This window comes from Nocardia salmonicida, assembly GCF_036142455.1.
Classification (GTDB): Bacteria; Actinomycetota; Actinomycetes; order Mycobacteriales; family Mycobacteriaceae; genus Nocardia; species Nocardia salmonicida.
Window position 1 is genome coordinate 3,362,145 of the sequence record NZ_CP108014.1, and the last position, 14,071, is coordinate 3,376,215.

At 70.1% G+C, this 14,071-nt stretch carries 7 protein-coding genes; 4 read left to right on the forward strand and 3 right to left on the reverse strand.

The window, feature by feature from the left end:
- Positions 1 to 12: 12 nt before the first annotated feature.
- Positions 13 to 2,334, forward strand: a complete 2,322-nt coding sequence (locus OHS03_RS15950; RefSeq protein ID WP_328663631.1) for a DUF4153 domain-containing protein — start codon at positions 13 to 15, stop codon at positions 2,332 to 2,334.
- Positions 2,335 to 2,362: 28 nt separating this feature from the next.
- On the opposite strand, the gene recD is transcribed toward OHS03_RS15950, so the two are convergent.
- The 3 genes from recD to recC are packed head-to-tail and all read right to left on the reverse strand — an operon-like array spanning position 2,363 to position 11,030.
- Positions 2,363 to 4,297, reverse strand: coding sequence for an exodeoxyribonuclease V subunit alpha (recD, locus tag OHS03_RS15955; protein WP_328663633.1), 1,935 nt, complete (start codon positions 4,295 to 4,297; stop codon positions 2,363 to 2,365).
- On the reverse strand, positions 4,294 to 7,698 hold the full coding sequence (locus OHS03_RS15960) for a UvrD-helicase domain-containing protein (protein ID WP_328663635.1): 3,405 nt from the start codon (positions 7,696 to 7,698) through the stop codon (positions 4,294 to 4,296). Before OHS03_RS15960 ends, recD begins: the two co-directional genes overlap by 4 nt.
- Positions 7,653 to 11,030 (reverse strand): exodeoxyribonuclease V subunit gamma, encoded by a 3,378-nt coding sequence (recC, locus tag OHS03_RS15965; RefSeq protein ID WP_328663637.1) that lies wholly within the window; start codon positions 11,028 to 11,030, stop codon positions 7,653 to 7,655. Before recC ends, OHS03_RS15960 begins: the two co-directional genes overlap by 46 nt.
- A gap of 189 nt (positions 11,031 to 11,219) precedes the next feature.
- Between recC and OHS03_RS15970 the strand changes: the two genes are divergently transcribed.
- From OHS03_RS15970 to OHS03_RS15980, 3 genes are all read left to right on the forward strand, one after another.
- On the forward strand, positions 11,220 to 11,426 hold the full coding sequence (locus OHS03_RS15970) for a hypothetical protein (protein WP_056810106.1): 207 nt from the start codon (positions 11,220 to 11,222) through the stop codon (positions 11,424 to 11,426).
- A 97-nt stretch (positions 11,427 to 11,523) separates the two neighbouring features.
- Positions 11,524 to 12,408 carry a serine hydrolase gene (locus OHS03_RS15975; RefSeq protein WP_328663639.1) on the forward strand — a complete coding sequence of 295 codons (885 nt, stop codon included), beginning with the start codon at positions 11,524 to 11,526 and terminating at the stop codon, positions 12,406 to 12,408.
- A gap of 156 nt (positions 12,409 to 12,564) precedes the next feature.
- On the forward strand, positions 12,565 to 13,986 hold the full coding sequence (locus tag OHS03_RS15980) for an NAD(P)/FAD-dependent oxidoreductase (RefSeq protein ID WP_328663641.1): 1,422 nt from the start codon (positions 12,565 to 12,567) through the stop codon (positions 13,984 to 13,986).
- Positions 13,987 to 14,071: the final 85 nt, after the last annotated feature.

Sequence of the window (14,071 nt, forward strand, 5' to 3'; positions counted from 1 at the left end):
GAGGGGAAAACCATGTCCGACAAGCCGATAGCCGAGGGACCGATCCCGGCTGACAGCCGAAAAGCCGCAACACAGGCCGTTGCCGGTCAGCACGGCACCGAGACGACCACGACTGTTTCGCCTCCCGGCGCCGTCGAAGGTGGTGCCGTAACAGGCAGCGGCACAACGGGATCCGGAAAGTCGGCAAACGACCCAGCGAACAAGCCGAGCGTGCCCGACTCCGGCGTTCCATCCGATGCCGGGAGCGATCCGCAGGTGGGTGGCGGTGCGACAAGCCTCGGTACCCAGTCGACTGCTGTGCTCACCAAGACCGCGGCGCCGGACGGGACATCACCTGCGACGCAGAGCCCCGCCGACTCGGTGCCGTTCGCGACCCTGCTCGCCGCGAGCCGCGCCACCGTTCATCCGGGGCCCGACGCCGCACGAGCCGCCGCTTGGTCGACTATGTCGCCGGTCATCGCCATGCCACCGCCCATTCCGCCTGTCCCCCCACGCTGGCAGCGCGTAGCGCGCCCACCCGGTGTCCTCCCGGCCGCGGCCATCGCCGGAATCGTCGGGGCCACCGTGATCCCGCTCGATCGTCCCGGCATCGGCTGGCTGATCACGGGTGTCGCCATCACCGGGGCCCTCTGCGCGGTCGACTATCGCGCCCGGTCGCGCGGAACGCCCGAGGAGAGCGCAGCTGATTCGGCTCCGACGGACGGAGGGCTACCTGCGACCGCTCCGCCCGCGATGGTGCCGACCACGACCGAAGGTCCTGGCACGAAACCTGTTGAACCACTGCCACCTTCAGCATCCGATGACCCCGCAGCGCCGAACACCGAGGGGGCCGCGGCAGCCACTGAAGGTACCGAATCAGGCCGCACCGTGGACACCGGCACAGGCGACAGTGCCACGACTGCGAACGCCGCAACGAGCGACGGACGCACGCCCATCGATCGGTCGGCCGATTCCACCGGCGACCGACCCACGGTTGAGGTCGGTGCGGCCGACAATGACACGAAGTCCGCGAAACCCGCTGCGAAGACTGCTGATTCGGTTGCGACCGGCGACGACCCGTCTGCCGCAGCAGCACCTGGCACCGACCGCGCAACGTCGTCGAACGAGGTTGCTTCCCACTCCGTTTCGATCAGTGATCGGGCTTGGTGGGCGACGGCGGCGATTGTGCTGCTCGGCGTGGGGACGGTCCGGGCGGCGGGATGGCTGTTCGTGCTGTGCGTGATCGCGGCGTGTGTCGCCGGGTCGTTGGCGGTGCTGGGACGACGCAGTGTGCGTGGCATCGTGCACGACATGTTCGCGGTGCCGTTGGCCTCGTTCGGCGCTGTGCCGTGGGCGTTCTCGGGGTTGCGGGAGTCGCGGTCGACGGGGACCTCCACTGTCCGTCGGTACGGGGTGTCGGTAGCCGCGACCGCGGCGTTGCTGGTGGTGTTCGTGCCCTTGCTCGGCGGGGCGGACGCGACCTTCGCGAAGCTGTTGAACGGGCTCGTGCCGACCGTGGACGGTCCGGCGGCGTGGCAGTGGATCTTCCTGTTCGCGGTCGTCACGGTGGGCGTGCTGGCGGCGCTGTATCTGCTCGCGGGGCCGCCTGCGCACGCGGCGGATTCGGCGCGGCCGGTGCGGCTGTGGTCGCGCAGTGAGTGGATGCTGCCCGTCGGGGCGTTGACCGTGCTGTTCGCGGTGTTCGTCGGCGCGCAGTTCGTCGCGCTGTTCGGCGGCGATGGTTACGTGCAGCGCACCGCGGGTCTGACCTACGCCGAGTACGCGCGCAGCGGGTTCTGGCAGTTGTCAGCGGTGAGCATTCTGACGCTGGCCGTGATTCTGGCCGTCTTGCACTGGTCGGTGCAGGACACCGCCGCCGACCGCCGGTCGCTGCGCATCCTGTTGAGCGCGGTGAGCGTGCTGGCGCTGGTGATCGTGTGCTCCGCGCTCGGCCGGATGTGGACCTATCAGCAGGCCTACGGGTTCACTGTGCTGCGACTGCTGGTGACGACGTGCGAGCTCTGGGTCGGCCTCGTCTACGTCCTCGTGCTCATCGCCATCGGGCGACTGCGCTGGGGCTGGGTGCCGCGCGCCGCGATCGGCACCGCACTCGGCACCCTCATCGCCTTGGCGCTGCTGAACCCGGAACACCGTGTCGCCGAACGCAATATCGACCGTTGGCAGACCAGCGGCCGCTTGGACGCGGACTACCTGAGCAACCTCTCCCCCGATATCCTCCCCGCCCTCGACCCGCTGCCCGACAACCTCCGCACCCGGATCGAGACCCCCGTCCTCGACGACCTCGACGACGACCAGTGGTGGTCCTGGAACTGGTCGCGCAGCTCAGCACGCTGACCATCGCAGAGTACGGTCCGGTGAGCGACTATTCCTGTGGCGCAACGGTTCTGGACAGGCCGCTCGCGCGCAGAACGCGGCGGCCGATCGCGGCGCGGATGGAGTCCTCGGCGCCGATGATGCGGACGTGGGTACGGGCCCTGGTGATGGCTGTATAGAGGAGTTCCCTGGTCAGCAGCGTGGATTCCGGTTCGGGGAGCACAACCGAGACGGTGTCGTACTGGCTGCCCTGGCTGCGGTGGATGGTCATGGCGAACACCGTGACCACGGCGGGGAATTGAGTCGGGTGAACCAGATAGGGCTCGCTGCCGCGTTGCAGGGCCGCGCGCAGCGAGCCGTCGGGGCGGCGGATGATGACGCCGGTGTCACCGTTGTAGATCCGGGCCTCGTGGTCGTTGGCGGTGACGAGCAGCGGCTGGCCGGGGTACCAGACCGATTGCGGCCCTTCGGGTCCCGCGCCACCGGCCGCGGCCCACTCGGCCGCCATCCGGTCCCAGCGTTCCACGCCGAAGGGGCCCTGGCGATGGGCGCAGAGCAATCGGTGCGACTCCAGCGCGGTCAGCGCCCCGCTCGCGTCGCCTGCCTCGGCGGCGGCCGTGACGGCGAGGGCGGCGGTTGTCACATCCGCCCGGACAGCGCGGGTGTCGTCGGGGGCGCACAGCGACACATCGTCCCCGCCCGCCCGCAGAATGGCCAGCGCCGTGTCCGCGTCGCCCGCGCGAACGGCCACGGCCAGGTCGGCGATGCGCCCGCCGAACCGTCTGCCCCTGGTCAATCGAACGATCCCGCCTTGCAGACGCCGCTGTTCGAGGTCGGTGAGCGAGGGCGCCTGCGCACCGGGCACCGACGCCGCCGACGAACTCGGGTCGACCACCTCGGGCAGCTCCACCTCACCCAGCACCTCACGCAGCGCCTGGTTCGGCGCACCACTGACCGGCCCGGCCACGAGGTCGGCCAGCACCGCACCCGCATCGACCGAGGCGAGCTGGTCGGGATCGCCGACGAGCACCAGGCGGGTATCGGGGCGCAGGGCCGAGAACAGGTGACTCATCATCGTCAGCGACACCATCGAGGTCTCGTCGACCACCACGACGTCGTAGGGCAGGCGGTTGTGTTCGTGGTGGCGGAATCGGGTGGTGCGGCCACGTTGCCAGCCCAGCAGACGGTGCAGGGTCGAGGCGGTGAGTTCGGGCAGGCCGAGGGCGGCGGCTTGTTCGCGCACCGCTTCCTGCAGCCGGGCCGCCGCTTTGCCCGTGGGTGCGGCGAGGGCGATGCGCAGGGCCGGCAACTTCGGCGAGGCGTCGCGGTGGGCGGTGAGCAGGGCGAGGATGCGGGCGATGGTGTGGGTTTTGCCGGTGCCGGGACCACCGGCGACGACGGTGGTCCAGTGGGTCGCGGCAAGAGCCGCGGCCAGGCGTTGCCGGTCGGGACCGTCGCCGAGGGGGTCGGCGAAGAGCCGATCCAGTTGTGCGCGCACGAGTTCGGTATCGATCGCGGGGTGGTCGGCACTGCGTTCGGTGAGCACTCGTCGCAGGGTCTGTTCCTGCTGGTAGTACCGGTCGAGGTAGAGCAGCGCGCCGCCCTGGGCGTCGGCTTCGACGAGCCGCAACGGGCGCAGTGGACCGGACTGCCCGCCACAGATCAGCGGACTGCGACGCAGAGCGGTGAGCACCCGATCGATGTCAGGCCACGGCAGGGTCGCCGGGTCGATTCCCGTGGCGCCGTCACGAGTTTCGTCGGCGTCGATGCCGATCTCACGTATCCGAGCCAGCTCGAGGCACACCGATCCGGAGCGCACCGCGCGCACGGCCAGGGCCGCCACGAACAGCACGTCCTCGCTGTCCTCGCGCCCCATCCGACCCAACCGCACCGCCACGTGCACGTCGGCGGCGGACAGAACGCCCGCTTCGTTGAACACCCGCAGCAGTCCGGTCCCCCGCTGCGCCACCTGAATAGAGGTCATCGCTGCCCCGCGAGCAGATCCGACAGCGCGACAACGAGTCGCGCGGACGGGTACCAATCGAAAACACCGTGGCCCGGCGGTGTCGACGTGCCGATCATGCCGCGCACGAACAGATACCTGGCCCCACCCAGATGGCGGGCAGGATCGTAGTCCGGCAGCCGCCAGCGCAGATAACGGTGCAGCGCAACGGCATACAGCAGCGCCTGCAGCGGATAGTGGGAGCGGATCATCTCCGCGACCATGTGGTCGCGACGGTAGTGCTCGACGGTGAGGTCGCCGGTGCCGAGCCGGTTGGTCTTGTAGTCGACGATGAGATAGCGGAGCCCACCCGTTCCGTCGGGCACCCGCAGGACGGCGTCGATGCTGCCGGTGAGATAGCCACGTAGCACCGTATCGGGCAGTGCGGCAACATGATCGGCGTACCCGGCGAGATCGTCGTCGGCGGGCAGGTGGGTGCGCAGCAACGCGGCGATGGCGTGCATCCCCGCCGAGCGCGCACCGGGGGTATCGCCACCACCGAGCGGCAGTTCGAATTCCAGTTCGTTGAGCCGGTCCCGGGTCGCGACGGCGGCCAGGGAACCGAAATCGGCCGGGGTGCGCAGAACTTCGAGCAACGCTGACGACAGGACCTCGACGTCGAGCTCGGCCATCGTGTGCTCGACCGCCTCGACACACCGTCGGTGGACCTCGGCGGCGAGATCGGGCACCGACGTATCGACCGTTTCGAGGACGCCGTGGACCAGCGTGCCGAACTCGGCGCCATAGGGCAGATCGTTCATCAACGACGGAGCGGCCGTGCTGCCGGTGAGTGCGTCGACCGGCGCCTCGGTCGGCTCGTCGTCCGGACCCGGGCCGTCCTCGGGTTCCTCGTCGTTCACCCCTGGCGCGTCGTGCGCGCCGGCGGTGAGCGCCGAGTACGAGGTGCGCCGCCACTGCTGGTCGAGCGCGCGGGTGAACCCCGCGGCCGCCAGCTCACCGGTCGGCAGCTCGGTGCGCACCCGCCGGGGCGCGACATCCTCGGGGCGATCGACCATCGTCACCGAGATCACGTCCGTAGCCGAGGCCGCCCACTCGGAAATCCTCTGCGCCGCAGCGGTATCGGCCGGTATCTCCGCCCGGCGCGGTACCTGCGCCGAACCCGGCCGCCGGCCCAGCATCATGCGGTGCAGCGGGGCGGCGCCGGTGGTCACCGCGGGCGCCCACCACGCGACGACCTGACACATCGCACGGGTCAGCGCCACATACAGCAGCCGCAGCTCCTCCCCCGATTCCTCGGCCTCGCACCGCAATTGGCGCTCGCCGTAGCCGGGGGCCTCCTTGCCGCCGATATCGAGGACCCTGGTGCCGTTGTCGTCGTGGAACAGCAGCGTCGCGGGATAGGGGTTCTTGGCGCTGTCCCAGGTGAAAGGCAGGTAGACGATGGGGAATTCGAGGCCTTTGCTGGCGTGCACGGTGGCGATCTGCACTGCCGCCGCGTCCCGATCGAGCCTGCGGCTGCGGCCGCTGATACTGCCGGCCTCCGGGTCGCGCACGCGGTCGGCGAGCCAGCGGGTGAGCGCGGTCAGGCCCAGCCCCTCGGCCAGCGCGACCTCGTCGAGCAGCTGCGCGAGATGGCGCAGATCGGTGAGTTCGCGTTCGCCGCTGTCCACCGCGAGCAGGCGCGGCGCGAGATCGGTTTCGGTGGCGAGCTTGTCGAACACGGCGGCGAATCCGGCGCGCGCGAACAACCGGGCGGCGTCGCGCAATTGAGTCGAGACCCGGCCGACGAGATCGGCACCGCCCGAGTCGATCTCGGCAGCGGTCACGCCGAGGATCGGTGTGCACGCGGCCAGGCGCACCCGGTCACCGCGATGCGGCTGTTCCAGAGCCCGCAGCACCCACAACCAGTCGGTCGCGGCGACGGTCGCGAAGACACTGGTGCCACCGGCGAGGACGGAGGCGACCCCGACCCGGTCCAACGCCGCACGCACCACGTCGATCTGGGATCGGGTGCGGACCAGCACCGCGATATCGCCGGGTCCGATCGGCCTGCGCACCCGGCCGTCGCCGACCTCGCTGAGCGAATGATCGCCGCCGCGTAGGGGTTTGGCGTCGATGGCGGTGCCGGATTCGAGCAGGGTGACGATGTCGGCGGCCAGGTCGTCGGCGACCTTGGCGCGCTGCCTGCCCACCGACGGGAACCCCGACCGATTGCGCGGACCGGCCCCGGTCCGAGGCAGCACGCGCAGTCGCAGCGGACTGATCGTCTCGGGTTCACCGTGCAGGCGGGTCGTCGGGCGGGTCGGGGTGACCGGATACACACTGATCTCGGGGTGACCCAATTCCGCACCGCCACACAGGTGGTCGATGGCGCGCAGCAGTCCGGCATCGCTGCGCCAGTTGCGGGTGAGCTCGCTGCGGCGGTCCGCCAGTGCCACGGCGTCGAGGTAGCTGAGCACCTCGGCGCCGCGGAAGGCGTAGATGGCCTGCTTCGGGTCGCCGACCAGCACAAGGGTGGCGTGCTGGTGGAAGGCCAGGCGCAGGATGTCCCACTGCAGGGGATCGGTGTCCTGGAATTCGTCGACCAGCGCCACCCGGTACCGCTGCCTGATCCTGGCGCAGGCGCGTGGGCCGTGGTCCGGGTCGGCCAGCACATCGTGCAGCAGCACGAGCAGATCGTCGAAATCACGCAGTCCCGCACGGCGTTTGCGGCGTTCGGTTTCGGCACGCACGGCGCTCGCGAAGGCCACACGCTCCCCTGCCGCACCGTCGGTGCGCGGCGCGAGGTCGGCGTGGCGGTCGTGCACCGCCGCCAGGGCGAGGGTGTGGGCATCGCGCAATGTGAAGGGGGCGCGGTCGCGGGCGTAGCGGGCCAGATACAGGTCGTCGGCCACGGTGGCGACGAGTTCGTCCACCGATTCGACCAGCCGGGCGCCCGGATCGTGTTCACCGGCCAGACCGAGTTCGTCGAGCATCCGCTGACAGAACGAGTGGGTGGTGGCGATGGTGCCCGCGTCGAAATCGGCGAGTGCGATGAGCAAGCGGTGCCTGCGCAGCCGCACGGTCGCGGGGTCGGCATCGGCCATCGCCCGGACGAGTTCGTCCTGGTGGTGGCGTGCCGTGTCGGGCTCGGCCAGTGCGGTCGCCACCGTGACGAAACGATCCCTGGTGCGTTCACGCAGTTCCTGGGTGGCCGCCCGGCTGAACGTGACCAGGAGCAATTCGGTGATCGCGATACCCGCCTCGGCGACGTAGCGCACCGCGAGCCCGACGATGGCGTGCGTTTTGCCGGTGCCCGCGCTGGCCTCGAGCACGGTGGTGCCCTGGGGCAGCGGACCCGTGGCGTCGAACGCGGTCGGTGCCGATACGGTGCCCGTCACGGCTGTCCCTGACTCTCGGCGGCGAGTAGCGGCGCCCACCATCGGCGCGCGAGGGCTCCGAAGTGGGTGCTCTCCGGCTCACCCGGTCGGCTGGGTTCGGTGGCGAGACCGGCGAATCGGGGTGCGCGGCCCCACACATAGCGCAGGTAGCGGTCGGTGTGGTCACCGAACTTGTCGGGCCCGTTGGGGCCGCCGTCGAAGGAGTGTTCGGCCGCGAGCAGGGCGTCGGCCACGCTGTCACCGCGGAATCGGCGCTCGGCATAGGCGGCGGTGGCGGCGGGCGCGCAGGGCAGCGGTTCGCACAGCCCTTCGTCGCGCAACCGGACCAGGTCACGCAGGATCGCCAGTGCGGCAGGCGCTTCGGGTGCGGTGATCACCGATCTGGCCACCGGCCTGCTGCGGAATTGACCTCGTCCCGTACTGATCGCCTGCCACGAACGGTCTTCGGTGGCGGCGAGGGCCAGCAGCGAAACCCAGGACGCGAGGCGGTGTTTCGGCGCCAGACGCGAGTAGGTGGTGCGCACGAGGGTTTCCCCACGGACCTCGGGCACGGTGCCCGCGAGGGTGCGGCCGTTGCCGAGGTCGATGGCGATGTCGACGGCGCGCGGCGGCGCTTCGTAGTCGGGCAGTGCGGTGCGGACGAGAGTGTCGACGGTGCCCTCCACTTCGTCGAGCACCTTGGCCCCGAAACCGAAGGGGGGCAACGTTCCCCGACGCCATTCGGCGGCGCGCAGCCCCGCCGGGTCGGCGCCGGTGAGGCGGGCGGTCAGCATTCGTTCGCCGAGGTCCCATTTCGCCAGGCCGTCGAGTTCGATCGGGAGCTGATCGGCGATGTCCTCGGATTCCTCGGGCACCCGCAGGCCGAGCCGCTGCCACAGGAACGCGCGCACCGGATGCTCGGCGAACGAGATCAGTTCCGCCAGTGCGACATCCGTGGCGGGAGCGGGCGGCAACGGCGCGGTGAGCAACGGTGGCCGCGGCCGTGACGGGCGGGCGGCGGCGCGCGCACCGGCCAGGGCGACGGTGTCGAAGCTGCGCGGATTCTCGGGGGCGAAATTGCGGCGGTCGAAGGCCTGCAGGGGGTGACGGAGGTGGACCGCGTCCATGGCCGCCGGTCCCACGTGGCAGGCGAGCACGTCGAGGAGTTCGGCGACCGGGACGGCGGGCGGACGCGCGGCGCCGGTGACCGGGTCCGCGCCGGTGTGCAGGACCAGCAGAGTGTCGCCTGCCGCCATCACGGCGTCGAGGAGGAGTTGGCGGTCCTCGCTGCGCGCGTCGCGTTCGCCAACCAGCGGGTCGCGGGCCAGCAGGTCGTCGCCGTCGACACTGCCGGGCCGCGGGAAGACGTCGTCGTCGAGGCCGAGCAGCACCACCACGCGGTGCGGCACCGACCGCATCGGCACGAGGGTGCACACGGTGAGTTCACCGGTGCGGAAGTTCGCGCGGCCGGGGCCGCCTGCCAGACGACTGGTCAGCAGGACCGCCACGTCGGCCAGACGCAGCGGGGTGTCGCCCGCGTGTTCGGTGGCGGCGACGATCTCGCGGCGCGCTTCGGTGCGGATCCACGACTGCGCGTCGGGCACATCGGTGAGCAGTTCGACGGCCCGCAGCAGCACGGCGGTCCACTCGACGGCCGGGCGTGGACCGCGCAGGTCGCGCAGACAGACCGCGAGTCGGTCGATGAATTCGGCGAAGCGGCCCGCGAGGTCGACGTCGTTGGAGTCGACATCATCGAGTGGCAGCGCCAGATCGAGCCAGTCGTCACCGGATTCGTCGGCGGTGACGCCGAGCAGGATGCGGTCCACCGCGGCGTTGAGGGTGTTCTGGGCGAAATCGGCGAGGCCGAACGCCTCGCGTTGACGCTGCCCGATCCCCCACCGCGCGCCCGACTCGGCCGCCCACTCGCGCAGCCGTTCGATGTCGTCGTCGTCGAACCCGCAACGGCGGCGCACGGTTTCGCTCGCCGCCAGGTCGAGCACCTGCGTCACCGTGACGCGACCGTCGGCCAGGTCGAGTAGCTCGATCACCACGGCCAGCATCGGGTTGGTCACCGCCCGCCCGCGATCGGCCAGCCGCACCCGCAACTGGTGCGCCGGATGTTCACCCTCGACCGGCAGGTCCACCCCGGTGCCGCGCTGCCCGAACGCTGCCCGCACCAGCGGCGCGAACGCCTCCACGTCCGGGCACATGATCAGCACGTCGCGCGGCTCGAGCGTCGGATCCGCGGCGAACGTCGTGAGCAGCAGATCCCGCAGCACCTCCACCTGCCGCGCCGGGCCGTGACACGCGTGGACCTCGACGCTCCCGTCCGGCGACGCGCCCGGTTCGGGGGCGCGGTCGGCACGCACGGCAGTCTGCACGGCACCGAGCAGTGAATGCGTGGCCGTCTCACCGGGAAGGTGAGTGTCGCTGTCCGACAACGGATTCAGGCGCTGTTGCAGCTCCCGGACATCTCGGGCCAGTCCTGACAGCAAGGGGTGGGAGACCAGATCGGCGGTGTGGTCGCCGACGCGCGGACGAACCGCACTTCCGACCGTCCCCTCGTTGTTCGCCTCGACGTCGGCGACCGCGCGAGCATCACTGAGCGCGGTCCACATGGCCGGGCTCGGGTGTGCCATCCAGAGGTGGACGTCGCGGTGGGCGGCGAGGGCGGTGATGACAGCCAGTTGGTCGGCGGGGAGTCTGGTCAGGCCGAAAAGGGAGAGTCGCTCGGGCAGGTCGATCGAGTTCGGTTCGGCGCGGAGCCGGGCGCAGGCGTCAGCGAGTCGTTCGGCGGGACTCGGGGCATCGACCGCCGTGCGCAGCGCGCGCCACAGTTGCGGCTGCCACGCGAGATCGTCGGGCACCGGCCCGCCCGCACCGTCGGTGTCCGCGCCCTCGGTCCAGTCGAGCAGCACCTGCGGGCGTTGGGCGGTATAGGAGTCGAACAACGCGGCGAGGTGGGCGGCGGTGGCGTAGCGCCTGCCGACTCGGTGATCGGTCCCCGGAAGGCCGAGATGACGAGCCAGCACCGCGGCCCACGGCTGGTCGGCGACCTCGTCGATCACCCGCAGCAGGGTCCACACCAGTCGCTGCCCGGCCCACGGATCGTCGGCGGGCGCGATCCCGCTCGCACCGGCCAGCACCTCGGCCACCAGCGCGGTAGGCGCGGGAAAGGCGATATTCGCGGCTATCCCGTCACCGACCTGGCCACGCCCGCCATCCACTACACCGAGCACACCCGACAACCGTTGCGCCAACCAGCGCTCCACCCCTTTGGCAGGCACCGCGACCACATCCGCGACGAACGGATCGGCGGGCACCGCCCTCAGCAAACGCCCCAGTCCGTCGGCCAGCGCGTCGGCGCGTTCGGCGCGATGGAGGTGCAACGGCATCCGTTGTTTATACGCCCAGCGACCGACCCGCAATCGCGCGACCCCGCCACCGCCACTGGACCGGGCTAGTGAAATACGCCACACCCCAAGGCGTCCCGGCCACGCCTGCGGCAGCCTCGACGCCGACCGTGGGATCGTTGCCGTTCGGGTGGGACAGTACGGCCGCGGGCGAAAGGCTGGTTTCGTTTCATGATCGCGCAGGTGTTTCCCCTGGTTCCCGGCGGCGGCTTCGTCGTCCGCCGAGTGGGCGCGCGCTGGGAGTTGGTCAATTCCCGGCGCTACGGGCCTGATCAGGTACTGCATTCGTGGCCGCTGGACCGGCACGGCGAAGCGTTCGAGCACTGCCATCGCCTCAACGGCTGCACCATCGCCACACCGCACGCCGCGCATCACTGACACGCAATTCCCGTGCGCCGCAACAGCGCTGTCGCCGAGGGCCGGATTTGGGGTGAAGTAGTGCGCTCGGGCGTTCGGTGTGCGAGTGTGGTCCATCGTGCGTGACCGTTCTCCTTCCCCTCGTGCCGTTTCCCGAGTAGCAGCAACAGCCTGTCTCCTCGCCGCCGCCGCCGTCCTCACTCCGGGCGTCCCCGTACTCGTCACTCCGGCCTATGCCGCGCCACCCGCGCTGACCCAGGTGTCGGTGCCCGGGTTCGACGCCGACATGAGCTCCCGGATCGCGCGGGCCGACGCCTATCTAGCCGGTCGCCCCGGTGCCGTCGGCTATGTGCTGCGCGACCGTAAGACCGGCGGCATCTACGCCAACGAACACGCCGAGAACCAGGTCTGGACCGCTTCCACGATCAAACTGGCCATCGCCGCCGACCTGCTCAACCGGGCCCGCGTCGGCGCCATCGGCCTGTCCCCCGACGACCGCTTCAACATCGAAGCGATGCTGGCCACCTCCAACGACCACGCCACCGACGTGCTGTGGCAGAAGTACATCGGCTTCGACCGGATGGCCTACAACAACGCGTTCCGCGCCTACGGCATGGTCAGCCTGATCCCGCAGCCGACCACGACCGCGGTGTTCCCGGACTGGTCGTTCCAGAAGTGCACGGCCGCCGACCTGGATCGGCTGATGAACACCATCCTCGACACCATGCACCCCGACGATCTCGCCTACCTGCTCGACCGGATGCGCTCGGTCGACTCCAATCAGCACTGGGGCGTGTGGGGCGCGGGTTCGTCGATGCGGCCCGGCCTGAAGAACGGCTGGTCGGCCGAAGCCGATGGTTGGGTGGTCAACTCGGTCGGCGTCGCCGGGGCGGGCGAGCGGTACACGCTCTCGATCATGAACGCACTCGGCGCAGCGGGCGGCTACACCGACGGCGCCGAGACCGACACCCGGGTGGCCGAGCTCCTTCTCGCAGGTCGCTGACTCGGCGCGTCCCGTATCGTCGATCTTGTCTGTGATGAGACGCCGCATCACACGCCGCGATCGAGTTCTTGTTGCGACGTCACATCCGGAGCCGACTACGGTTAACCCTGTCACCACCACCGCGGGGCCCACCCCAGTCTGTCGAGGAGCGCGACGATGAGCACTGAGTCTGTCGAGAAGCGGCACCACGTTGTGGTGATCGGTTCCGGGTTCGGCGGTTTGTTCGGTACCCGGCATCTGCGCCGGGCCGATGTCGACATCACGCTCATCTCCAAGACGTCGACCCACCTGTTCCAGCCGCTGCTCTACCAGGTGGCCACCGGCATCCTCTCGACCGGCGAGATCGCCCCGGCCACGCGCCTGGTGCTGCGCAAGCAGAAGAACGCGCAGGTGCTGCTGGGCGACGTCGTCGACGTGGACCTGGCGAACAAGAAGGTCACCTCGCGACTACTCAACCGCGACACCGTGACCGGCTACGACAGCCTGATCGTCGCCACCGGCGCCCAGCAGTCGTACTTCGGCAACGACCACTTCGCCACCTACGCGCCCGGCATGAAGACCATCGACGACGCGCTCGAATTGCGCGCGCGCATCCTCGGCTCCTTCGAACAGGCCGAGCTGGCGACCACCCAGGAAGAGCGCGACCGGCTGATGACCTTCATCGTCGTCGGCGCGGGTCCCACCGGCGTGGAATTGGCCGGGCAGATCGCCGAACTCGCCGACCGCACCCTCGACGGGACCTTCCGCACCATCGATCCCCGCGACGCGCGCGTCATCCTGCTCGAGGGCGCGGGCGCGGTGCTCGGCCCGATGGGGCCCAAGCTGGGCGCCAAGGCGGCCAAGCGGCTCGAAAAGATGGGCGTGGAGATCCAGCTCAACGCCATGGTGACCGATGTCGACGCGCACGGCGTCATCGTCAAGGACGCCGACGGCAGCACCCGCCGGATCGAGGCCGTGTGCAAGGTGTGGTCGGCGGGCGTGCAGGCCAGCCCGCTGGGCAAGATGATCGCCGAGCGGTCCGAGGGCACCGAGGTCGATCGGGCGGGGCGCGTCATCGTGGAGCCCGACCTCACCGTCAAGGGTCATCCGAACGTGTTCGTGGTCGGCGACCTGATGTCGGTGCCCGGCGTGCCGGGGCAGGCACAGGGCGCCATCCAGGGTTCGGTGTATGCGGCCAAGGCGATCAAGGCCGGGCTGGGTGGTCAGACTCCGGAGGAACGCAAGCCGTTCAAGTACTTCAACAAGGGCTCGATGGCCACGATCTCGCGGTTCGATGCCGTCTGCCAGATCGGCAAGCTCGAGTTCAGCGGGTTCCTGGCCTGGCTCGCCTGGTTGGCCCTGCACCTGTACTACCTGGTCGGCTACCGCAGCCGAATCGTCACGGTGATCGGTTGGTTCGTGTCGTTCCTGGGCCGCAACCGCGGTCAGATGGCGGCGACCGAACAGTGGATCTTCGCGCGGCTCGCGATCGAAGAGGTCAACGCCGATCAGGCCGAGGCCAGGGAGCTCGCGGCCGAGGTGGGTGCGCCGCCCGCCACCGCCGAACCGCTCACCGCCGAACAGCGCAAGATCGGCTGATACAAGCTCGACGTAGGCCGGGTGGTTCCGTCGAACCGCCCGGCCTTCGTCGTGCCGGTCACCTTTCCGCGTACCGATATTTGCG